General features: G+C 64.9%; 20 protein-coding genes. 10 read left to right on the forward strand and 10 right to left on the reverse strand.

Annotated elements, in window-relative coordinates; translation table 11 throughout:
* Nucleotides 1-11 precede the first annotated feature (11 nt).
* The 5 genes from ACS5PN_RS03455 to ACS5PN_RS03475 form a co-directional block, all read right to left on the reverse strand.
* Complete coding sequence (locus tag ACS5PN_RS03455; protein WP_439462541.1) at nt 12-1,883, reverse strand: phage tail sheath family protein; 1,872 nt, start codon at nt 1,881-1,883, stop codon at nt 12-14.
* A gap of 31 nt (nt 1,884-1,914) precedes the next feature.
* On the reverse strand, nt 1,915-2,685 hold the full coding sequence (locus ACS5PN_RS03460) for a hypothetical protein (protein WP_439462542.1): 771 nt from the start codon (nt 2,683-2,685) through the stop codon (nt 1,915-1,917).
* A complete protein-coding gene (locus ACS5PN_RS03465; protein ID WP_439462543.1) occupies nt 2,682-3,272 on the reverse strand; it encodes a DUF4255 domain-containing protein in 591 nt (196 codons plus the stop codon). The genes ACS5PN_RS03460 and ACS5PN_RS03465 overlap by 4 nt, the downstream gene beginning before the upstream one ends.
* A 6-nt stretch (nt 3,273-3,278) precedes the next feature.
* Complete coding sequence (locus tag ACS5PN_RS03470) at nt 3,279-3,590, reverse strand: DUF3467 domain-containing protein (RefSeq protein ID WP_439462544.1); 312 nt, start codon at nt 3,588-3,590, stop codon at nt 3,279-3,281.
* 161 nt (nt 3,591-3,751) lie between these two features.
* Entirely contained in the window at nt 3,752-4,681 is a 930-nt protein-coding gene (locus ACS5PN_RS03475) for a sigma-54 interaction domain-containing protein (protein WP_439462545.1), read from the reverse strand.
* Between the two features lie 482 nt (nt 4,682-5,163).
* Between ACS5PN_RS03475 and ACS5PN_RS03480 the strand changes: the two genes are divergently transcribed.
* On the forward strand, nt 5,164-5,949 hold the full coding sequence (locus ACS5PN_RS03480) for a hypothetical protein (RefSeq protein WP_439462546.1): 786 nt from the start codon (nt 5,164-5,166) through the stop codon (nt 5,947-5,949).
* 112 nt (nt 5,950-6,061) lie between these two features.
* Here ACS5PN_RS03480 and ACS5PN_RS03485 read toward each other — a convergent pair whose 3' ends face one another.
* On the reverse strand, nt 6,062-6,565 hold the full coding sequence (locus ACS5PN_RS03485; protein ID WP_439462547.1) for an MltR family transcriptional regulator: 504 nt from the start codon (nt 6,563-6,565) through the stop codon (nt 6,062-6,064).
* Between the two features lie 21 nt (nt 6,566-6,586).
* On the reverse strand, nt 6,587-8,005 hold the full coding sequence (locus ACS5PN_RS03490; RefSeq protein WP_439462548.1) for a hypothetical protein: 1,419 nt from the start codon (nt 8,003-8,005) through the stop codon (nt 6,587-6,589).
* Nucleotides 8,006-8,565: 560 nt separating this feature from the next.
* Here ACS5PN_RS03490 and ACS5PN_RS03495 point away from each other — a divergent pair.
* The 4 genes from ACS5PN_RS03495 to ACS5PN_RS03510 are packed head-to-tail and all read left to right on the forward strand — an operon-like array spanning nt 8,566 to nt 13,061.
* On the forward strand, nt 8,566-9,870 hold the full coding sequence (locus tag ACS5PN_RS03495) for an endonuclease/exonuclease/phosphatase family protein (protein WP_439463686.1): 1,305 nt from the start codon (nt 8,566-8,568) through the stop codon (nt 9,868-9,870).
* Between the two features lie 60 nt (nt 9,871-9,930).
* A complete protein-coding gene (locus tag ACS5PN_RS03500) occupies nt 9,931-10,410 on the forward strand; it encodes a hypothetical protein (protein ID WP_439462549.1) in 480 nt (159 codons plus the stop codon).
* Entirely contained in the window at nt 10,400-11,995 is a 1,596-nt protein-coding gene (locus ACS5PN_RS03505; protein WP_439462550.1) for a GMC oxidoreductase, read from the forward strand. The genes ACS5PN_RS03500 and ACS5PN_RS03505 overlap by 11 nt, the downstream gene beginning before the upstream one ends.
* Nucleotides 11,996-12,005: 10 nt before the next feature.
* Nucleotides 12,006-13,061 carry a ferritin-like domain-containing protein gene (locus tag ACS5PN_RS03510; protein ID WP_439462551.1) on the forward strand — a complete coding sequence of 352 codons (1,056 nt, stop codon included), beginning with the start codon at nt 12,006-12,008 and terminating at the stop codon, nt 13,059-13,061.
* Nucleotides 13,062-13,091: 30 nt separating this feature from the next.
* Here ACS5PN_RS03510 and ACS5PN_RS03515 read toward each other — a convergent pair whose 3' ends face one another.
* Together ACS5PN_RS03515 and ACS5PN_RS03520 are read right to left on the reverse strand one after the other, a co-directional pair.
* A complete protein-coding gene (locus tag ACS5PN_RS03515; RefSeq protein WP_439462552.1) occupies nt 13,092-13,562 on the reverse strand; it encodes a hypothetical protein in 471 nt (156 codons plus the stop codon).
* Nucleotides 13,468-13,758 carry an AAA family ATPase gene (locus ACS5PN_RS03520; RefSeq protein ID WP_439462553.1) on the reverse strand — a complete coding sequence of 97 codons (291 nt, stop codon included), beginning with the start codon at nt 13,756-13,758 and terminating at the stop codon, nt 13,468-13,470. The genes ACS5PN_RS03515 and ACS5PN_RS03520 overlap by 95 nt, the downstream gene beginning before the upstream one ends.
* A gap of 27 nt (nt 13,759-13,785) precedes the next feature.
* Between ACS5PN_RS03520 and ACS5PN_RS03525 the strand changes: the two genes are divergently transcribed.
* Complete coding sequence (locus ACS5PN_RS03525) at nt 13,786-14,031, forward strand: hypothetical protein (RefSeq protein WP_439462554.1); 246 nt, start codon at nt 13,786-13,788, stop codon at nt 14,029-14,031.
* An 82-nt stretch (nt 14,032-14,113) separates the two neighbouring features.
* Here the strand turns inward: ACS5PN_RS03525 and ACS5PN_RS03530 are convergent, their stop codons facing one another.
* Nucleotides 14,114-14,356 (reverse strand): PilZ domain-containing protein, encoded by a 243-nt coding sequence (locus ACS5PN_RS03530; RefSeq protein WP_439462555.1) that lies wholly within the window; start codon nt 14,354-14,356, stop codon nt 14,114-14,116.
* 564 nt (nt 14,357-14,920) lie between these two features.
* On the opposite strand from ACS5PN_RS03530, the gene ACS5PN_RS03535 reads away from it, so the two are divergent.
* The 4 genes from ACS5PN_RS03535 to ligD all read left to right on the forward strand — a co-directional run bounded on the left by ACS5PN_RS03535 (nt 14,921) and on the right by ligD (nt 21,225).
* The gene (locus tag ACS5PN_RS03535) at nt 14,921-17,152 is read left to right on the forward strand and encodes an ATP-binding protein (RefSeq protein ID WP_439462556.1); all 2,232 of its coding nucleotides are present in this window, start codon (nt 14,921-14,923) and stop codon (nt 17,150-17,152) included.
* 573 nt (nt 17,153-17,725) lie between these two features.
* On the forward strand, nt 17,726-18,277 hold the full coding sequence (locus tag ACS5PN_RS03540; RefSeq protein WP_439462557.1) for a hemerythrin domain-containing protein: 552 nt from the start codon (nt 17,726-17,728) through the stop codon (nt 18,275-18,277).
* Nucleotides 18,278-18,339: 62 nt separating this feature from the next.
* Nucleotides 18,340-18,525 carry a DUF3606 domain-containing protein gene (locus ACS5PN_RS03545; RefSeq protein WP_439462558.1) on the forward strand — a complete coding sequence of 62 codons (186 nt, stop codon included), beginning with the start codon at nt 18,340-18,342 and terminating at the stop codon, nt 18,523-18,525.
* A gap of 3 nt (nt 18,526-18,528) precedes the next feature.
* A complete protein-coding gene (gene ligD, locus ACS5PN_RS03550) occupies nt 18,529-21,225 on the forward strand; it encodes a DNA ligase D (protein ID WP_439462559.1) in 2,697 nt (898 codons plus the stop codon).
* Nucleotides 21,226-21,227 lie beyond the last annotated feature (2 nt).

Below are 21,227 nucleotides of genomic sequence, written 5' to 3' on the forward strand. Positions count from 1 at the left end.
GCTGCTCCTATTCAGTCTCTGGAATCGGCGGTCTTCTGGCCGATGCGGAAGATCACGAACTCGGCCGGCTTGAGCGCCGCGACGCCGATCTGGCAGACCAGGCGGCCGTTGTCCAGGTCGTTCTGCGTCATCGTCGAGCGGTCGCAGCGAACGAAATAGGCCTCCTCGGCCTTGCCGCCCAGCAGGGCACCATTGCGCCATTCGTTGTAGAGGAACTGCGAGATGGTTTCGCGGATGTTGGCCCACAGGCGCTCGCCGTTGGGCTCGAACACGGCCCACTGGGTGCTGCGGTCGATGGAGGCTTCCAGGTAGTTGAAGTAACGCCGCACGTTGACGTACTTCCACTCAGGGTCGCTGCTGGCCGTGCGCGCGCCCCAGACGCGGTAGCCGCGGCCCGGGAAGTAGCGCAGGCAGTTGATGCCCAGGGGGTTGAGCACCTCCTGCTCGCCGAAGCTGACGTCGCGCTCGAAGCGCAAGGCGCCGCGGACGACCTCGTTGGCGGGTGCCTTGAAGACGCCGCGCTCGATGTCGTTGCGCGCATAGATGCCGCAGACGAAGCCAGAAGGCGGCAGGGCGATCTCGCGCGGGATGTCGTCGCGGCCCGGCCGGGCATTGGGATTGGCGATGACGACCCAGGGGTAGTACATCGCGGCGTATTTGCTGTCGATGGCGGCGCGCGCGTCACGGGCGGCGCCGGCGTTGAGGCCTGTGTCGGTGTCCAGCACGGCGATGCGGTACATGCGCCGGCCTTCGGCGTGGCTGATCAGGGCATTGCGGATGGCGTCGCGCGAGTCGTAGGCGCTGGAACCCGGCGCGGCGACGATGGCGATGTCGTCGAGCTTGGCCAGGGCCGCGAAGGCGCCGGTGTAGCTGGCATCGGTGGGCTCGGCGCCATCGTTGCCGCCGGTCAACACAAAGGAGCCGCGCCGGCCGGTGGCGATGGCGGCACCGGGGAAGAGGGCGGTCAGCAACTGCAGGCCATTGACGGCGCTGCCGAGGTTGGCGGCGTAGAGGTTCTCGATCTGGTCGACGCGCCGGTTGGGTTGCAGCGGCATGACGGTGCCCAGCCAGCGCGGGTGAGCGCGGTCATAGCCCAGGTCGTCGATGGCCAGGCTGCCGCCGTCGGCATCGGTCGTGATGACGGCCAGCGTGATCAGCGAGACGGAAGCCAGCAGAGCCGCGGCGGCGTCGCGTTGGGTCTGGTTGCCGGCGGCCGCGACGGCGGCCTGGGCGGCAGCGTCGGGGGCCGTGACGGCAGCGTCGGCACCGGCGGTGTCCACGGCATGCCAGCCATCGGCGCGCTTGACGAAGTAGCTGAAGGGCGCGCCGGTGCCGCTGCGGGCCATGGAGCCCAGCGGCGCGCTGTCCAGCACGCGCTGCGGTGCGGGGGCGATGATCTCGCGGGTCTGGATGCCGCGCAGCTGGGGCTGTTCGCGCGTCGGCACGGCGCCGTTGCCGCTGGCGCCGGGGAAGCGGGCAACGAAGCGGATGCGGTTGGTGTCGTCCTCGGCCGCCAACACGGCGGGAGCGACGGCGGCAGGGCGCAGGTCGACCGTGCTCGCCCTGCCCGAGTCATTGACGCCGCGCTCCAGGAAGACCCGCGCGACGTAGAGGCGCGAGCCGCCCTCGTTGAAATAGGCACGCACCGCGTGGGCCAGGAAGTTGAGGGTGTCGCCCTGCAGGTCCAGGTTGGCCGTGCCGCCGTAGATGCGTTCGAAATCGGCGAAGCTGGTCAGGATCTCGGGCAGCAGCTCAGCCGTGGCGATGGGCCCCTTGCGTGTCGGGCCGGCGAAGGCCGTGGTGCTGGTGCCCACGCCTTCGATGGACTTGGCTCGAAAGCTGGTTTCTTCCACGTACACGCCTGGGGCGAGGTATTCGGGCATGGTGTGCCTCCTTCAATCGGTCAAGCAGGACTCAGGGGAGCGTCAGGTTCATCACTTCGATGCGGCCGCTGGCGAGGTTGCGCGTGGCGGTCAATCGGGACAGGCCGGCGCCGGGGGCGCGCGCGGCCAGCAGGTCGGGGTCGACGAGGGCGCCGGGCGCCAGGGCGGTGTCGGCGCTGATGACGATCTCGACGGCGATTTCGGTCTCGACCACCAGTTCGTCGGCACCCGGTGTGACCTGGGCAACGCCGACGACAGCCACCAGGGCCTCGCCGCGTGCGTCGGTCATGCCTCGGCCCAGCACGGTGTCGCTGCCGGGGCGGTGCACGCGGATGGCCGCCTGGGCCGCCGGTGCTCCGGCACGCCGCACGCTGAGGCGCAGGGCGGCCCAGGTGGGGAGGAGGGCGGTGGCGGCGGTGGGGTCGAGGGTGATGGTGGCCGCTTCAAACAGCGGCGGCGTCGCACCGGGGGCGGGCGGCAGCGGCGAGCGGGGCAGGGCCAGCGTGAAGCGTCGCGCGAGATAACGCCCGCCGGGGTCGCTGACCGTGCCGGGCAGGGCGATGGCCGGTGCCGCCGGGATGGGGTCGAAGGCGTTTTCGTAGTCGCGCCGCGCGGCGAGATTGGCGACGTCGTCCAGAGCCGTGACGACGAAGAGCCCGCTGCTGTTGCGCTGCAGCCGGGCGCCGGGCAGTTCGACGTGCAGCGGGCCGGCGACGGTGTGGCCCGACATGGCGTCGGCAAAACGCAGGGCGCCCCAGACGCGGCGCACGTCGGCTTCGATGCTGTGGAAGACCGCGCTCATGCGGGCACGCCTCCATAGTCGAAGCGGCGCGCCACGACAGGCAGCGCGTCCGGCTCCTCGACATCCAGCTGCACGATGCGGGCCACATAAGGCGCGCTCAGCCGGTAGCTGGGCGCGATGGCATCCCAGATGCGCATCATGTCTTCCACCGTGATCTCGGCCGGGATCAGCTGCACGACCTCTTCTGCTGACCAGCCACCATTGCTGGACAGCGTGGACGCATCGAGGATGGGCTGGCGGTGCAGCTCGCGCAGCACCCAGGCGAACACGGACAGTTCCAGCGCGGTGTTGGCCGACCAGATGGACAACAGCAGATGCACATCCAGCGACAGCGGCCGGTTGGAAAGGCCCGGCGTGCGGCGCGCGTCGCTGGCGCTCAGGTTGCGCATCTGTTCGTTGATGGTGACGCGGTAGGGCCAGACCGACAGCACGGCGCCCTGCACGTTCAGGTCGGCCAGCAGGGCGCCGCTGCCGACGGCCTGGAAGCTGACATCGCCATGCAAGGCCCGCAGCGCCGGCGTCCAGGCGTTGTCCAGCCTTTGCGCCAGGGACTCGGCCAGCGAGAGGAGGGCGGACTCGTTGGCCATGACGGGTCAGTAGGTGGAGTCCTGGGGCACGACGCCCGAGCCGACCGGAACAACGGGGCCGTACTCCGCCTCGTAGCGCTGCATGGCTTCCGACAACAACTGCAGCAAGGCCATGGCATAGGACGGCGTCATGACCACGCGCGTGGGCATGCCATGCGTGATTGCCTCGCCCTCATAGGCCTGGGCCATGCGCAACAGCACTTCGTTGCGGCTGAAGCCGACCTCGAACTGGTTGGCGTATTGATAGCCGCCCGAGGCGCCGGCCGCCGGGCAGCCCTCGGCAGCCCAGTCACGTCGAACGTCGGTTGGCGACTTCATGCGCCTGATGGCGCAAGGTGCGTGCCATGCGGGGTGGCAGATGCCGACCCTTATGAATCAATCACTTGCGCGCCTGTTTGTGAACCGTGTCACAGCGAGGATGTGACGCCGCGCCGAAAAAACCACGGCGAATCAAGCACTTGAGGTGTCACAGGCCGGTGTTACGGTGCACGTGCAGTGCGGACCGGCTCGGGTGCGATGTGGAACTGCTTCATCTTGCGGTACAGCGTCATGCGCGACCATTGCAGCATCTCGGCAGCCCGGGTGCGGTTCCATTCGCAGTGTTCGAGGGCGGCGATGACGCGGCGGGGTTCATCGTCGGCCGGCGGCTTCATGTTCACGAGTGGCAGTTCGGCAGGTTCGAGAGGCCTGCCGTCGAAGACCAGTCCGGCCGACTCGACCAGGTTGCGCAGTTCGCGCGCATTGCCGGGCCAGTCATGCTGCTGCATCAGGGCCATGGCGGACGGCGTGATACGGACCGGGGGCTCGCCCAATTGACCCGCGAAATGCTCGAACAGCGGTGCGACGTCCTCGGGCCGCTGGCGCAGCGGCAGCAATTCGATGCGGGCCACGTTGAGCCGGTAGAACAGATCGGCGCGGAAGGCGCCTTTGCGCACCGCCTGTTCCAGCGCGCAGTGCGTGGCCGCGACGATGCGCACGTCCACATGCCGGCTGCGCATCGCGCCGATGGGAAAGACCTCGCGCGTCTCCAGCACGCGCAGCAGCTTGGCCTGGGCATGCAGCGGCATGTCGCCGATCTCGTCAAGGAACAGCGTGCCGCCGCTGGCCAGCGAGATCTTGCCGGGATAGGCCGCGTGGGCACCGGTGAAGGCACCGCGCTCGTAGCCGAAGAGTTCGCTGTCCAGCAGCGTGTCAGGCAGGGCCGCGCAATTGATGCTGACCATGGGCCCGCTGCGCCGCTCGCCGAGCTCATGCAGGGCCCGCGCCACGCAATCCTTGCCCGTGCCGGTTTCGCCGGTGATCAGCACGCTGCAGTTCGAGCGTGCCAGCATCGGCAGGCGTTCGCGGAGCGCGCACAGCGAGGGGCTGGGACCGACGATGCCAGCCAGCGCATCCTTCAATGGACGCACGGACCGGGAGTCTGGGCCAGGCGCCGACGCAGGCAACTGCTTGGGCGCGCTCGCGAGGGTCATGGATGGGCCTTCCTTGGCTGCCTGCCGCCGCGGCTGGTGTCATTCGTCCAGCTGTCGCGGCGTCAGGCAGGGAACCGGGTTGTACGACCGGAGCCCGCCCAGGTCATCCTCAAGCGCTCGGAAATAGCTGTCCGACAAAAATGACCCCGTCCCTGCAACCAAGGATTGTCATTTAAAAACAATGGGTTAGGTTGAAAACCCGGGTGATTTCTGTCGTTGGTCGGCGTCACAAATGTCCTAGCAAAAGGGTACGCGACACAAGCGTCCTAGCCAACCGGCCAGCGCGGAGTTCGGCAATCTGGGCGGATGTAACTGAAGGCGCCGGGCACCTCAACGACACAGTCGCCAGATCGACACACGCTCGAAGAAACCATATAGGTGGCTCATCTGGTGAGCTAACGCGCCACTAACGTGGTCGTATGAACTCACCAAAACCAAGTCGATTCAACGTCACTGGCTGGCTGCAATCCCAAGCGGACAAGGTGGCCGGCCTGCCACGGTATTTGCAGATCTATTTGGGCTCGTTGACCCTGCTGCTGCTGTTTGCAGTGGTCAACCTCTTCCACCCGGATCCATTCGTGAGCGGTGGCCTGTACGTGGCGGTCAACGGCTTCGTGTTGGGTTTTGTCGTGTGGGCATGGCCGATTGTTGAAGCCAAATGGTCATCGCGCCTGGGCAAGGTCACCAAGACCGTCCTGCACCTTTTTGCAGCGTTGATCGCCACCGCCGTCGCCCGGTATCAGGTGTCTTCCGCGCTGGGCCTGCCGGCGCACGACTTCGACTTGACAGTCGCGTTCTTCGCGCTCGTGCTGTACCTGCCGGCATGGGCGCTCATCGTCTACCTATTGCTTGCACCCATCTACCTGGTCGGTGTGCCGGCTCTTGTGCTCAGTTCCTCTTTCCGGGCGCGCCTCGAACACAGCGCCTTTTGGATCGGACTCGCGCATCTGGCTGGGGCGGCAGGTTTGTCCCTGTATGCCTGGTCCTTCTTCAACTGGGCGGCCGAAGACAAGCCGGGCCTGCATTCGACCATCGTGACGGTCGCTGCGCTCGTGGACTACCAACCGGCAAAGGACTATCCCGGCATTGGGCCCAAGGAGAGGGTCCGCCTGCACGAGAACGGCATCGTGTCCTCGGTCGAGTTCACCAAAGAAGGCGTGGTTCTCCGCGTCCGCCAGTTGGGCTCATCGCAGGGAGGGGCGTAGTTGCACCGGCGTTGTCTTGCTGAGCGTCGACTTCTTTCCATTGGACCGGCCGACGCCGCAGACAGAGTTGGGCGCTTGACCGACACAGCCGACGTGGCCAGCAAGGCGCTGCCTATAGGTCTGGCTCGAGGCTGGCGATCTGTCCCTGCATAGGCAGGGCCACCGCGTTGCAAATATGCGCTTCGATGGCAGACGCGACTGCGCGGAAGTGGGTGTCGTCGACCACCAAGGCCAGTTGCGGAGGCCCTTCACCGAGGATCTCCTTAATCTCGGCGCTCTCGAAGTTCAGGATGGCCTTCGAATGGGCGAACGCGTTTCGGCACCTGCGGATGGCAGTGATCAGCTTGTAGTGTTGACGGTCCAGCACGCCGAAGGCGAAGGCGACGTCGATCTTCGCGCTGAAGTCGCGGAGGACGCCGTGGTCACTGAAGAGCTTGTCGCGCATCTCGCGGTTCTGAACCGCCATCTTGGTGAACAACGCTTCTTCAAGAATCCGATCAAGGGCCGCGGCCACCACCATCGCCGACGCCGCATGGCTGAGCCGCGCCAAGTTGCCGACGGCCCTTTCAATCTCAGCGAGTTGCGGTAGCGCCTGCTTGGGCTTCTCATCACTCATGATCGCCTCGGGAGCCCATGCCTACATGCCCGTTGGCAGAGGTGCGCCTCGGTCCTTCGCAATCTTCACAAAGATCGCTCGCTTGGGGTCGGTGGCGTTGGGGGCCAGGCGGGATAGCAGTTTTGCCACGATCTCCCCAGGCACGGCCTTTTCGTCGGTTGTCTTCGGCACGTCAAACCATGAGCTCAGCAGCGCTTTGTCCACGGCCTCACGGGCGAAGACCGTCCGGAGCTTGAGAAAGAGGTGCGTCCAGGCCGCTCCGGCGGTGAACCGCTCGCCATGGTCCAGAACAGGCTGGATTCGCTGGGCTCCGTCAAAGTCGATGGCTTTGCCATATGAGATGCGGTAGAGCTTCGACACGCCGGTGTAGCTCGCGACAAGATAGTCCGCGATGCCTGACTCGAGCGCGCTCCGTTCAGGGCCAACGTTTCTGATGTCCATCTTCGAATACAGCACATGGTGCATATATTCGCGATAGATCATCTGCAGGTCTCTGGCAGCTGCCTCCTGCATGACGATGTTGCCCTCTTGGTAGGTCGCGGTCGGTGCGTTCTTGTCCTTGGTGATCCTGAGCTGCAGAGTCGAGCCGCTCGGCGCGTACCCAAGGCCGACGATGTACGCCTGAAAGGCGGCGAAGTCCTTCTCGATCTGTTTTTGCGTTTCGGGTGTCAAGACAGATTGGGTCGTTGAGGGGAACGCCAGTCGTTCGCGCACGTCCTTCAGGTCCTTCGACAACGTCTCGATTTTCTGCTCGGCCTGGGTCTGCTTCTGGTTCACGTCCGCGAGTTTGGCTTCCAAGGCTGCGGCCTTGTTCGTGGCACTGCTCACCAAGCCTTGGAGCTGCTCTTCGCTCTTGGTGACAAGCGAGGTGAAGTCCGAGTACTTGCTGATGCCCAACATGGCCAACAACGCAACGATCAGGGCGGCGGGAACAGCGACCACGCCCGCGAACAGCTTGGCCCAGCCCATCAACCGTTCGAGCACCTTGGTCGCCAGCTCTATCTCGGCGGTCTTCTCGTCCTTGCTGGTCGCTTTCTCTTCGGCTGGCGGTGTCAAGGCCTGCTCTACACTCGTCGCAGTTGCCAGAGCGGCGCGCCGGTATCTGCCGGGCCCGAGCAGGTGTTGGACTTGCTCGTTAACCTGGCGGTCGGCTGCAGCGGCCGCATCGATCAGCCTCGCGATGTCGTCAGCCACGGAGTTTTCCGTCGCGTCTTCCGCCTTGCGGAGGCCCGCTGATACTCCAAGCAGCGCAATCTGCCATTCCAACTGGATGCGTTGCAGCTGAGTTTGCTCATCCTCGGTCAGGCTGAAGCCTGCAGGGGAGGTCATCAGATGGAGCAGGATCTTTGGCCCCGTCGGAACGGCGATGGCCAGGACAGCAGGTTCACCGATTGGCGACGCGCCAGGTGGATCGGTCACCACCGTTTGAAGTTCCTGCATCGATGCTTTCCGTTCGAGGCCGCAGAGCCGGGGGCACTCTAGAGCGCAATGCCGCAGGCCTGAATCATCAACTTTGAGTACCGCGGCAGTGCGCGTTCATGGGCTGTGGCGCATCCATAGTTCAGGCCGCGAGTGGACGCGGCGTAGTTAGCCCAGCAGGGTGTTCGTTCAAATCGGGGCCATAGGCCGGATGAATGGAAAAAGCCCACCGGGTTAGGGTGGGCTTCTCGGCCTATCGTTAGTCTGCGGGTGGAGGCAAAGCCAACGTTTCCTGCAGCCAGCGCGCTAAGTATAAGTACATGAGCGATGGCGACAACCGTAGCGGAGATCGGGGACTGGCTTGGGTACATCCGCGAGATCGCGTGCCTGCCGGTGAAGCCGCAGCATTCATCAGGCCACCGCGCCAGCTTGAGGAGACTCGACACCTTCGCACTGACGATGGACGTCGGGTTTGTCGGCCATTTACGTCCATCGAACGGCCTGCTAGGCTGATCCGACAAGGCAGGGCGCGCACTCGCTGCATCGACGTCCGTGGCTGATCACCGAGGAGAGGAACCTTGATGATGAATTCGACATGCGCGCGCGCGTGCACGATCTTGGCCGCGGCCGCCTTGGCGTTTTACTCCCAGTCCGCACGCGCAGCGCCGCTGCGCATCGTGACATGGAACCTTGGATGGCATGTCTCGCAAGCGGAGTTGACCGGCTGGACGGCGCAGTGCAGTAAATCCTTCGTGAAGAACCCTGCCAATCTCGTGTGGGAGGTCGTCTCCGCCGATGCGCCAGGCGCCATGCCCGGGTGGAGCATCACCGAGTCGCGTGCAAAGCTTGAAGGTGTGGATCTGTCGGTGCAGCCGCCATGCGGCGTCTACCAAGATCCCGCTCGCAAGGGCATTGCGGTCACCTCAGCGGCCTACATCAAGCGTGATGCGCAGATCGCGCGCATGCTCGCCAACGACGTCCGCCCGGATGTCATCGCACTGCAGGAAGTCTCAGGCACCCAGGCCGTCCAGGAGGCGCTTGGGGCCGCAGCGAGCGACTACAACGTCTGCTCGTTTGATGGGCAGTACAAGGTTCAGCGACTGGCCTTCGCGTGGCGCAAGACGCTGGGCATGGCGGTCGAGCCTTGTGCGGCCGTGAAGCCCATGGCGTTGCCTTTTCTCCCGGCGGAATTCCAAGTGCGCCCCGGCTACACCGTCACGTTGCGCCTGAACGGCAAGGCGGTCCGCTTCCTCACCGTGCACCTGAAGTCGGGCTGCGTCTCGCCGCTGGAGCGCGGCAAGCTTGACCAGAACGCTGGTGCCGATGACCCGTGTCCGATCCTGCAGCAGCAGGTGGCGCCGCTTGAGGAGGAGTTCGAACAACTCGCCCGCGGCGTCGATCATTTCGTGGTCCTCGGCGACTTCAACCGCAACCTGTGGCATGAGGCGAACCTGGTCAAAGGCGCCGAGGCCGTCCGGGGCGACGGGAGCACGGACCTGACCAAGCCACGCGCCGGCAAGGTTCTCACGCGCAACCTCTTACTGGAGGTCAACGACGGCGCGCCACCCGAATCGAAGGCAGTGCTGCTCGCGCCGACCTGCGGCGGCGACCCGGCTGTCGCTGCGGCGTGCGAGGCGGCCAAGTCCGGCCTGCTTGACGCCAGCCAACGCAAGGTGCTGACCGCCAAGACCGGGCTGGGCTGCCGCAACCCCGTCGGGCTGGATCACATCATCGTTTCTCAGTCGCTGGCTGGCGCCGTGCGCAGTACGAGCAAGGTGCCGATTGGCGCGTTGGGTGCGTCCCTGTCGCCCAAGCCGCCAAGCCTGCCAGACCCGCTGCTGGCGGTATCGGACCACTGCCCGTTGGTCGCCGACATCGAGTTGTGATCCCGCCGGGCGACGCCAGGCCCGCGCGCTCCCGTGTTTCCTAGGCAACGGAGGCTGTACGTGTACCAAGACCGAGCACACCATCCGCTGAGCGATCAGCTTCCGATCGCCGATGACGACGTACGCCGCGCCATGTGGGCGCTATTCGTGCACATCGGGAAGTTCTGGCGCAATCTGGACGACGCCAAACCCTACGAGTCACGCCTGTACTCCTTCATGACCAACCGGGTCGCGCTCGACCCGAACTACAAGGACTACTACGCGACAGCACGTGCGGTGATCGACCAGCTCATCGCCGAGAAGGGAGAGGATGCGGCCTACGAGTTCCTCTTCACCGATGCGCAGGCCAACCTCGCGCCGCCCAGCACGCCGCTAGCGCTGACGCGGCAGAAGGTCTCCAACGAGTTCGTGGCGCTGCAGATGGCGCTGGGTGGCTTCCTGGCGTTCGGGGCGCTGAACTACCCCGGCTACTTCGGTGGTGCAAACGCACCCGGCGCGCCAGTTCCCTATCGGCCGATGGAGGACCAGCATGGCGGTTGACACCCTCATCATTGGCTCTGGCGTTGTCGCGGCCGCACTGGCCCAGCGTCTGCTGGACAAGAACCCGAAGGCCTCGATCCTGATCCTGGAGGCGGGCGACCGCGTGAAGACCAAGGACTTCGCGCTCTGGGAGAACTACCTGATCACAGGGAAGTTGCCGTACGACCGCTATCGGGACCTGGACTACCCGCAGAAGGACAACCCGGGCGAGAACAAGAGCGTGGGTGGTACCGAGGTCCCGCTCATGGGCGCACGCTTGCTGACCTACGGCGGTTCGACGCTGCACTGGGGAGGATGGTCGTTCCGGCTCAAGCCAGAGGATTTCGAACTGAAGACCCGCACGGGCAACGGCGCGGACTGGCCCTTCGGCTACGCGGAGTTCGAGCCGTACTACGTCCAAGCGGAGCACTACATCGGCGTGTCTGGCGACAGCAAGGACCCGACCGTGCCGCGCAGCGACGGCTATCCATTTCCCGCGTTCCCATACTCGCTCGAAGACCAACCCGTGGCTCATGCGATGGAAGCGCTGGGGGTCACGTACAGCCACTTGCCCATTGCGCGGCATGGCGTGACAGACACGACCTCCAAACATGCACCGTGCCAGACCACGGGCACCTGCAAGTACTGCCCGTTCGGCGCGCGGTTCGCGGCCACGAACTACCTCAACGACATGGTGGAGTGGAACGACTACCCGAACTTCGAGGTGCGCACGGGCGTCATCGTGGAGTCGATCGTCCTGGCTTCCAAGCAGCGGGCGGCTGGCGTCGCCTACATCACACGGGATTCGCCAGTGCCCCAGCGCATCGAGGCCGAACGAATCATCGTGGCAGCAGGCGCGATCGAGTCGGCCAAGCTGCTGCAGCGCTCGACATCCGCTGACTGGCCGCGGGGCGTGGGCAATGACAACGACCTGGTCGGCCGGTTCCTGGTGACGCACCCTTATTTCATCTTCACCGCGGCTCTGCCGGCCAACCCGCTGAAGCTGCAGGCGGAGATGAACTTTCCCACGCTGTGCAGCCGGCACTTCGACAGCGTGACGGAACAGCCAGGCGGAAAGTTCATTCTGGTGAACCCGCCCGACACAGTGAACCCCAAGCTGGTCGCCGCGATGCAGTCCGGCAAGACGCGGGATCAACTCGATGCTCGCCTGATCGGTGCCAACAACATCCAGCTGCATGGCATGCTGGAGGTGTTCGGCAAGCCGGAGAACCGGGTGCTGAACAGCGACAAGCGCAACCAGTTGGGCCTGATCGAAACCAGCGTCGACTACACCAAGGATTTCACCTTTGATGCGCGGATGCAGTCGATCCAGACCCAGGTTGAGCGCATCTTCGGTCAGATGGGTGCGACGCTCTCGGGCAAGCCATCGATCTCCTGGCGAGCCGACCACGCGGGGTCGCTGTGTCGGATGGGACAGTCAGACGCGGACAGCGTCATTGACGCCAACCTGCGCGTGCATGGCGTCGAGAACCTTTACGTCTGCTCCAACGCCAGCTTCCCGTCCATCGGCGCGATCAATCCGACGCTGACGTTGACAGCCCTGGCGCTGCGCCTCGGCGACCATTTGGCCGCGCGGCCTGCGTAAGGAGTACACGATGAGCATCGATACCGCGAAGCGCGCGCAGCTCCTCGAATGGCTCCAGATCGCCATCGAGCTGGAGCTGGCCATCATCCCGCCTTACCTGACGGCGCTGCTGAGCATCAAGCCGTCCAGCAACCGGGCCGCCGCCGAGATCATCCGCAGCGTCGTGATGGAGGAGATGCTGCACATGGCGCTGGTCTCCAACGTCGTCTCCGGCATCGGTGGAACGGTGCAGCTGACGCAGGACAGTCTGCCGCCGTATCCGTTCACGCTTAACTTCGAAGGCAAGACCTTCGAGGACCGGAAGTTTCCGGTGGACCTGGCGCCGTTCTCCCAGGCAACGATCGAGACCTTCATCAAGATCGAGCAGCCCAGCAAGCGCAAGCTGGAGGCTTTGGGTTTCAAGAAGAGCGAGCTGACGGTGCCGGCGCTCACCATTGGTGACTTCTACAGCGGCATCGTCGCGTTGCTTGAGGAGATCGATGCCGCGGCACCAGGGGAGCTCTTCGTGGGCGATCCGGCGCGCCAGATCGCGGCCGACTACTACTGGTCCGCTGGTGGCAAGCCGGTCATAGTGACCGGACTGGCCTCGGCCAAGCAGGCCCTGGAGATCGTGATGCACCAGGGGGAGGGCGCTCCGGCGTCGCTCAATGATGGCGACGACACGCACTTCGGTCAGCCTTTCGAGGTGGCGCACTACTTTCGGTTCTTGGAGATCCGACACGGCCGGCGATACCTGCCGACGGACCTGCCTACCGAAACCCCCAGTGGGCCGGTGATCGAGGTCGACTATGCGGCGGCGTATCCGATCCTGGTCAATGCCAAAAGCGCGAACTACGCAGCAGGCTCTTCGTTGGCCGCGCTGAACGACAGCTTCAACCGGCACTACACACAGATGCTGCTGCAGTTGCAGGAGGCGCTGAACGGCAACCCCAAGGTGCTGTACACGGCCATCATGAACGGCATGCACAACTTGTCGCCGATCTGCCGTCAGATGATGGCGTTGCCGATCGAAGGGGATGCACAGGGCCGCCATGGCTGCCCGAGCTTCGAGTGGTTGGAGGTCTAGCGGGGCGCGACCGCGCATCCCAGGTTCTTCTCAGGTGTGGACGCCCCCGAAGCACTGCGTGAACGTGCACAGATGTTCCACGAGCGCGCGGTGGGGTTCGGGCCAATGGGCGCGGCTCTCAACCAGGTGCTCGGCGGCGGCGCTGGCGAACTTCGCGCGCGTGGCGCTGCTCTCGCACCAGGCGCGAGAGAACGCGCGGTGAGCCTCTGCCTTGAACGGCTGCGCGCCCTCGAGCTGTTCCTGCAGCGCTTCGGGCAGCACCCAGCTCCTGACGCTGCGCGCGAGCCGGTAGGCGCGATCAGGCGCTGCGCGCGGATCCCCGGTCGGTGAACCCGCGTACTGGGCCCGTATCAGGACCTGCTGCATGACACCGGCGTACGCGGGCGCGACGCGCTGGGCGATCTCATCAGGCCAATCGCCGGACATCAGGTCGCGCCTGGCATGCGCCAGGGACGCCGAAGCGGCGGTGCCGATGAGGCGGTAGTGGCGGAACAGGGCCATCAACAGCGGTATGTGAAAGTCTGAGACAGGTGGCGATAGCGTCCGCGTGGGTGGTCAGGTCTTTGGAGAAGTGGGTTCGAAGCGCCGCCAGCCGTTCCTCGCTGAGCGGCGACGCACAAAAGAGGCAGTCGTCTTGGTGCTGGTGGAGCGGCATGCCCTGCAGCACCCACCGCTCGACGTCTGCGTTCTGCGCCAAGGCTTGGATGGCGTTGGGAGCTGAACGATGTATCAGCAGCGAATCGAGGAAAAACGGGGCGAATTGGAGAACGCGCGTATCTTGGCGCGCGCGGCGCGCAAGGCCGTCGTGGACGCCGAAGGCAGAGACTGCGTCTCAGGGGCGGAGCTGGTCCATCTTCAGACCGAGCTGACTCGGGCCGAGGAAAACGTCTTCTGGCTGGCTGCCGAGCTGGAGGCATTGAACGAACTTCAGGCCGAGCATGTGCGGGCGACACGAGTGTCTTCCGGCTGATCTCAACTCGTAGCGCCTGGCAGGCGTCACCGGACGGCCGACAAAGCACTGGAGATGATCGACATCGCTTGAGCCGACGGGTTCACGAACACCAAGCCGACTGCGAATCCCCGTCTGCGTTGCTGAACACGCTGTGTACGACCCGGACCTGCGTCGCCAGTTCCACCCGCTCGCCCGCGACAAGCAGGTGGCAGCGCGATGTCAAGACAAGTCCGGGCACTAGGGGACCATCGGTCACGATCGCCATCCCGCTTTCGCTGATATTCAGCGTACGAGCGTCCATCAGCAGGCCTTCCCGGATATGCAGCTGGATCTTCGTGCCCAAAGGGCCGGCGAGCTGTGCCGCGTCGCTCGTCTTTCGAGGTGCTCATGCGGGCATGCTGGCTTCGGCTGGTCGACTGTCATGCGAAGCGCCGGTCATACCGCCACGCTGGGTCCCAGACAGGCTGGGGAGGCATTGCCTCGGGTGCCGGCTCTCGAACCTGCTCAGGATCGGATGGGCCTTTGACTTCGGCATCCGCCGGTTGGTCACTGAACGCGCGCGTGCCGTCAAGCACCAGTGCCAACACCAGCAAGACCAAGAGCACGAGCCATACAACCTGCATCCTGTCCATGGCACACCGCAAAAACGCATCCATAGAAAAGGCCCCATGCGTGGAAGCATCGGGCCTTTGTCGGTGGGCCGTTCAAGTTGCCGTCGGGCATCTGTCCTAGCTTGCGACGTCACAAATTTAGCTCGCCAGCTCGCCATGCACACGTGCTCGTCGCCTGATCGATTCGTAGGAAGTTCCCTACGACCTACCCCAAACAAGTTACATGTCCATGGCTCGTTAGCGGCCAAGGCACCAAGCCTTCCCATAATCTTTTGGGCACGCATCAGGGGCCACCCATGAACAAGTCCGCCGGGCAAATCCCGCTCACCCTCGGCCAACCTGCCGAGAACCTTCAGGCGGAATGGAAGGACGCGGTGATCGATCGCTACCGACGCATCCTCAATCGGGCGACGCAGACGGCGATCATCACCATCGATGCCGAGGGTCTCGTCACGGGCTGGAGTGAGGGAGCTCGCGCATTGCTGGGTTGGACGGAGCAGGAGATGTTGGGCCAGTCGCTGGGTCGCATCTTTTCAGAGGGAGAAGGTGGCGAGCAAGCGCTGCACGCGGAGATCGCGGAAGCGGCGCGAAAGGGCTCCGCCAGCGCCGAAGGGTGGCGACTGCGCCGTGATGGTCAGCGGATCTGGGCGATTGGCGAAACGAGCTGGCTGTACGAAGACCAGCCCGAGGCAGGCTTCGTGAAGGTCCTGCGCGACCGCACCGCCCGGCGCGAAGTGGAGCTCAAGCTGATCGAACGAACACGGGCACTGGAGCTTCTGAACCGCGCGGGCGCGGCGCTGGCGCGCGAGACCAATCTCGAAGTGGTGGTGCAGACGGCGACCGACGCCGGCGTCGCGCTGACAGGGGCGGAGTTCGGAGCTTTCTTCTACAACGTCATCAACGCCGACGGCGAGAGCTACATGCTCTACAGCTTGTCCGGCGTGCCGCGTGAGGCCTTCTCAAAATTCCCGATGCCGAGGAACACGGCCGTCTTCGCGCCAACGTTCGAGGGCAAGGGGATCGTCCGGTCCGATGACATCACGCTGGACCCCAGATACGGTCACAACGCACCGCGCCGAGGAATGCCCGAAGGGCATCTGCCGGTGCGCAGCTACCTGGCCGTGCCGGTCATCTCGCGATCCGGCGAAGTCCTGGGTGGGTTGTTCTTTGGGCACTCCCGGGCCGGCGTGTTCACAGCGGAGTCCGAGCGAGGCCTGGCCGGGCTGGCGGGTGAGGCCGCGGTGGCCATCGACAACGTGCGGCTGCACGACGCGACGCAGCGGGAAATCGACGAACGCCGCCGCGCCGAGGCCGCGCTCCGCGAGCTCAACAACGAGCTCGAGACCCTCGTTCGACAGCGGACCGATGAATTGATGCAGCAGGCCGAGGCGCTTCGCCAGGCTCAGAAGATGGAGGCGTTGGGCCAGTTGACGGGTGGCATCGCGCACGACTTCAACAACATCCTGCAGGTCATCGTGGGCAATATGGAACTGCTGTCCAGAACGCTGCCCGATGAGATGGCGAAACAGAAGCGCGCTGCCCTGGCCGCCCTCAATGCAGGCAAGCGGGCCGGTGAGTCGACCCAGCGGCTGCTGGCCTTCGCGCGGCGCCAGCCGCTGAATCCGAAGCCTGTCGACGTCAACGTCATGGTGCAAGGAACTTCGGAGCTCCTGAAGCGCTCGCTCGGAGAAACCATCGAACTCAGAACCGCGCTTGCGAGCGCCGTCTGGCCGGTCGAAGCCGATCCCAATGAGCTGCAGAGCGCGCTGCTGAACCTGGCCGTCAACGCGCGCGACGCAATGCCTGACGGCGGGAAGCTGACCATCGAGACTGCAAATGCCTATCTCGATGAGGTATACGCGGCCCGGCACGCCGACTTGGCGCCCGGCGAGTACGTTCAGGTCGCCGTGTCCGACTCCGGTGCGGGCATGGACCCGCAGACGGTCTCCCGGGCCTTCGAACCCTTCTTCACGACGAAGCCCGAGGGCAAGGGCACTGGACTTGGCTTGAGCCAGGTCTACGGATTCGTCCGCCAGTCCCACGGCCACGTGAGCATCTATTCGGAAGTCGGCGCCGGAACCACGGTGAAGATCTATCTGCCACGCCTGCACGCTGTTCCTGACTCGACGGCGCTGGACGACACCCCTCCAACACCTGAAGCGTCCGGTGAAAGCGTGCTCGTCGTCGAAGACGATGCCGACGTACGCGCCTATACGGTGGGCGCCCTGCGCGAGCTCGGCTACCGTGTCACGGAGGCCGTCGACGGCCCGTCGGCCGTGGCGATGCTGGGCGCTTCACGAGTCGATCTGGTCTTCACCGACGTCGTCCTGCCCGGCGGCATGACGGGCGCCGACGTTGTCGCACGGGCGAACGAACTGTGGCCTGGAATCAGGTCGCTGTTCACGACGGGGTATGCCAGAGACGCCATCGTCCACCAGGGACGGCTCGATCGCGGCGTCCATCTCATCACCAAGCCGTTCTCCTTCGACGACCTGGCAGCCAAGCTGAGGGACGTGCTGGACGCCTGAGCGGCGCGCAACTGCAGCGCCTGCAGCTACCCATGGCGACCCGTCTCTCCCGGGTGGGCTCCAGGGGGCATGCCAGCCCGAAATCGTAAGTACGGCGTTGTCCGACAAGGGCCTTGGCCGAGCTGCCGCAATCTCTGCATCCGCGTGCCGGAGCCAGAAGGCACGGCGCTTGCCGGCGATCTGTGGAAGGAATCCAGCCATGAGCAATCCTCTATCGCATGTCGGTCAGACGCCCCACCCGGAGGTGTCTGCCCAGGTCCAGCAGCATTGCGACCAAGTGCAGGCTCAATCGCAGACGCCCGTGGAGAGCCACAGCCAAGGCCAAACCGGCGGCTCCGCAGAAAGCGCACCCCCGGCATCCGGTCCATGGGAGCCTCCCGCAACCCGGCTGCCGCAGCACCCGCAGCAGCAACAAACCGATGCAGCCCAGCGACCCGATGAACAGCAACGCATTCGCCAGCAAGGCGAGACACGTGCTGAAGACACCTCACTGCCGGCGCCCACCGACGCCGACTGACCCCGCGACGCCCATTCCGGGCGCCGCTTTTTTGCCACTAGCTAGTAGGAAGTCACATGCCCACCGCAACGAAAACCTCAGCCAAGGCGTCCAAAGGCGCATCCACTAAAACCGCACCGGCTGCCAAGGCAGGACGCAGCGATGCGCCCGACGCCATCGAGCTGTTGATGACCGATCACCGCGAGGTGAAGGCGCTGTTCAAGGAATACGACAAGCTCGTCAAGGCGGAAGCCGACGCCGGCGAGAAGCAGGTCGTGGCCGCACAGATCTGCGTGATGCTCACGGCCCACGCGACGGCCGAAGAGGAATTGTTCTATCCGCGCGCCCGCGAAGTGCTCGGCGAGGACGAGGACCTGGTCGACGAGGCGGACGTGGAACACGCCAGCGCCAAGGAGTTGATCGCCCAGATCGAGGCAGGCTCGCCGGACGATCCGCTGTATGACGCCAAGGTCAAGGTGCTCGGCGAGTACATCGATCACCACGTCAAGGAAGAGGAAGGCGAGATGTTCCCCAAGGTGCGCAAGTCGGACCTCGACTTGGATGCCATCGGCGAAGAGATCGCTGCGCGCAAGGCCGAACTGATGGGCCAGGCAGGCGACCCGCACTGATCGACGACGCCGGCCCGGGTGTCCGGGCCGCTTTCATCCCACGCCATTCATGGAGCACAGGCATGGCAGACGACAAATCGAAGACCGGCGGCCAGGACCGCCAGCGCATCAATGTCAACGAGGACTATGAACTGCGCGACTGGGCCGCGAAGTTCGGCGTCACCACCGAACAGGTCAAGCAGGCGGTCGCCCAGGTGGGCGACCGAGCCGCCGAGGTTGAGCAGTATCTGAAAGGCGTGCGGAGCTGACCCATGCCCACCGCGCCACGGACTTCGGCGCGAGCCGCGTCGCCAAGGCCAAAAGCCACTTCCCCCGCGCGCAAAGCGGCCGCTGCACGAAAGCCGCCCGCCGCGAAGGCGGTGAAAACGCCTGGCCAGCGTGGCTCCAAAGCACTGCCGCCCGCTGCGGTGGATGTGCCGCTGGCCCATTACAACGCGAAGCGTGATTTCACCGGGACTGCCGAACCGGCGGGCAAGGTAGGCCGCCGTAAGTCCAAGGATCTGGGCTTCGTCATTCAGAAGCACTGGGCATCGCGCCTGCACTACGACTTTCGGCTGGAGCTGGATGGCGTCATGGTCAGCTGGGCCGTTCCCAAAGGACCCAGCTTCGACCCGGCGACCAAGCAGATGGCCATCCACGTCGAGGACCATCCGGTCAGCTACAACACGTTCGAGGGTGACATTCCCAAGGGCCACTACGGCGCCGGCACGGTCATCGTCTGGGACCGCGGCACCTGGGAGCCCGTGGGCGACCCGCGCGAGGGTTTGGCCAAGGGCAAGCTCATCTTCCAACTGCACGGCCAGAAACTCGCTGGCCTGTGGGAATTGGTGCGCATCTCCAAGCCTGGTGAAAAGAAGCAGGACCAGTGGTTGCTCCTCAAGAAGCGCGGCGACGCCTGGGCGCGGCCCGTTGCCGAGTACGACGTCATCACCGCGCTGCCGGACAGCGTCGTGGAGAAGCCGCTCGGTCTCGTTGAGGAGCGCGAGCCTCGGCTGGTAGCCACCGCCTCCTCGGCCGCCGGGCCCGACCTGTCCAAAGCAGTCAAGGCACGCTTCCCTGAATCCCTGAAACCGCAGCTTGCGACGCTGACTTCAGCGCCGCCCGTGGGCGGTAGCTGGGTGATCGAGAACAAGTGGGACGGCTACCGGGCCCTGGTCAAGATCAAGGGAGGCAAGGCCCAGGTTCTCACCCGCAACGGCAATGACTGGACGGCGAAGCTCAGCTCACTCGTGCAGGAGATCGAAGCCATCGGCATCGACAAGGCCTGGCTGGACGGCGAGATGGTCGTGATGAATGAGAACGGCGTGCCGGACTTCAATCTCCTGCAAAACGCCTTCGACAACGCGCGCACGAAGGACATCGTGCTCTTCCTGTTCGATGTGCCGTTCCTCGGGGACACCGACCTGCGCGAGGTGCCGCTGCGAAGCCGGCGAGCCGTGTTGAAGGAACTCCTCAAGGACCATGGGTCAGATCGGATCCGGTTCAGTGACGAGCTGCCGACGTCACCGGCGGCCGTCCTCAACGCCGCATGCCAGCTCGGGCTGGAAGGCGTCATGCTGAAGGATGCGAGTTCGCGATACGTGTCCGCGCGAAGCGAATCCTGGTTGAAGCTCAAATGCCAGCGTCGCCAGGAGTTCGTGGTGGTTGGATTCACGGATCGCACCAGCTCCGCCAAGGAGGTTGGCGCGCTGATCCTGGGCTATTACGACGATGGCGGAAAGCTTCGTGCCGCGGGCTCGGTCGGGACCGGGTGGTCTTCCAACAAAGGCGGTGAGCTGCATGCACAGCTGGTCGAGCTGGAGATCGACAAACCGGCGGTCGCTCCTGAAGAGACCAAACCGGGACGGTGGTCAAAGCGCCCGCGCGGCACGGAGCGCTGGGTAAGGCCGGAGATGGTCGTCGAAGTGGCCTTTGCCGAATGGACGCCGGACGGCAAGGTCCGGCATGCCACGTTCCGAGGCGTGCGCACCGACAAGCCCGCGAAGTCGATCCGGCGTGAGCAGGCCTCGGTACCGCCCGGGGATGCCGAAGTTGCAGCCAAGCCATCCGCCAGATCCGCCGCCGGGCCTCGCACCTCGATCAAGATTTCCAACCCTGACCGCGTGATCGATCCGTCGACTGGGCTGCGCAAGATCGACCTGGTGCACTACTACGAGAGCGTGGCCGACAGGATCCTGCCGCATCTGCGGCACCGTCCGGTGTCACTCGTCAGGGCGCCCCAGGGCATCACTGGCCAGCTCTTCTTCCAGAAGCATTCCGACGCCAAGATCACCGGTCTGACCGAGCTCGATGCCAAGCTTTGGCCTGGCCATGAGCCGCTGTTGACGGTGGACTCCATTGACGGCCTTATCAGCGCTGCGCAGTTGAATGTCGTGGAGTTCCACACGTGGAATTCGACGACCAAGCGGATCGATGATCCGGATCGTGTCGTCTTCGACCTCGATCCTGGCGAAGGCGTCACCTGGGCCCACGTCCAGGAGGCGGCAGAGTTGACCCGGACCATGCTCGAAGAACTGGGTCTCAAGAGCTGGATCAAGACCAGCGGCGGCAAGGGGCTGCATGTCGTCGTGCCGCTGGCGCCGAAGCTGGACTACGACTTGGTCAAGGCGTTTTCGCAGGCTGTCGTAATGCACATGGCCAAGACCATCCCGCAGCGCTTCGTTGCGAAGAGCGGCGGCAGCAACCGCGTGGGCAAGATCTTCATCGATTACCTGCGCAACGGCCATGGCCAGACGACAGCCGCGGCCTTCTCGGCGCGTGCACGCCCGGGCTTGGGCGTGTCCGTGCCCATCGACTGGGACCAACTGCGCGAGCTCAAGAGCGGCGCGCAATGGTCGATCGCGACGGCGCGCGAGCACCTCTCCTTCGAAAAGACCGATCCCTGGGCGGACTACTGGAAGTCCAGGCAGACGCTCACCGCTGCTCGCAAGCTTCTAAAGCTCACCTAGGA

Source organism: Roseateles sp. NT4 (genome assembly GCF_051857475.1).
In the GTDB taxonomy this organism is placed as follows: domain Bacteria; phylum Pseudomonadota; class Gammaproteobacteria; order Burkholderiales; family Burkholderiaceae_C; genus Pelomonas.

What these genes read in the sequence shown, in the direction of transcription:
- ACS5PN_RS03455 (WP_439462541.1), bottom strand. Translation starts at nt 1,883, where the DNA reads ATGCCCGAATACCTCGCCCCAGGCGTGTACGTGGAAGAAACCAGCTTT.
- ACS5PN_RS03495 (WP_439463686.1), top strand. Translation starts at nt 8,566, where the DNA reads ATGATGAATTCGACATGCGCGCGCGCGTGCACGATCTTGGCCGCGGCC.
- ACS5PN_RS03490 (WP_439462548.1), bottom strand. Translation starts at nt 8,005, where the DNA reads ATGCAGGAACTTCAAACGGTGGTGACCGATCCACCTGGCGCGTCGCCA.
- ligD (WP_439462559.1), top strand. Translation starts at nt 18,529, where the DNA reads ATGCCCACCGCGCCACGGACTTCGGCGCGAGCCGCGTCGCCAAGGCCA.
- ACS5PN_RS03545 (WP_439462558.1), top strand. Translation starts at nt 18,340, where the DNA reads ATGGCAGACGACAAATCGAAGACCGGCGGCCAGGACCGCCAGCGCATC.
- ACS5PN_RS03535 (WP_439462556.1), top strand. Translation starts at nt 14,921, where the DNA reads ATGAACAAGTCCGCCGGGCAAATCCCGCTCACCCTCGGCCAACCTGCC.
- ACS5PN_RS03515 (WP_439462552.1), bottom strand. Translation starts at nt 13,562, where the DNA reads ATGGCCCTGTTCCGCCACTACCGCCTCATCGGCACCGCCGCTTCGGCG.
- ACS5PN_RS03460 (WP_439462542.1), bottom strand. Translation starts at nt 2,685, where the DNA reads ATGAGCGCGGTCTTCCACAGCATCGAAGCCGACGTGCGCCGCGTCTGG.
- ACS5PN_RS03485 (WP_439462547.1), bottom strand. Translation starts at nt 6,565, where the DNA reads ATGAGTGATGAGAAGCCCAAGCAGGCGCTACCGCAACTCGCTGAGATT.
- ACS5PN_RS03505 (WP_439462550.1), top strand. Translation starts at nt 10,400, where the DNA reads ATGGCGGTTGACACCCTCATCATTGGCTCTGGCGTTGTCGCGGCCGCA.
- ACS5PN_RS03525 (WP_439462554.1), top strand. Translation starts at nt 13,786, where the DNA reads ATGTATCAGCAGCGAATCGAGGAAAAACGGGGCGAATTGGAGAACGCG.
- ACS5PN_RS03465 (WP_439462543.1), bottom strand. Translation starts at nt 3,272, where the DNA reads ATGGCCAACGAGTCCGCCCTCCTCTCGCTGGCCGAGTCCCTGGCGCAA.
- ACS5PN_RS03480 (WP_439462546.1), top strand. Translation starts at nt 5,164, where the DNA reads ATGAACTCACCAAAACCAAGTCGATTCAACGTCACTGGCTGGCTGCAA.
- ACS5PN_RS03510 (WP_439462551.1), top strand. Translation starts at nt 12,006, where the DNA reads ATGAGCATCGATACCGCGAAGCGCGCGCAGCTCCTCGAATGGCTCCAG.
- ACS5PN_RS03540 (WP_439462557.1), top strand. Translation starts at nt 17,726, where the DNA reads ATGCCCACCGCAACGAAAACCTCAGCCAAGGCGTCCAAAGGCGCATCC.
- ACS5PN_RS03470 (WP_439462544.1), bottom strand. Translation starts at nt 3,590, where the DNA reads ATGAAGTCGCCAACCGACGTTCGACGTGACTGGGCTGCCGAGGGCTGC.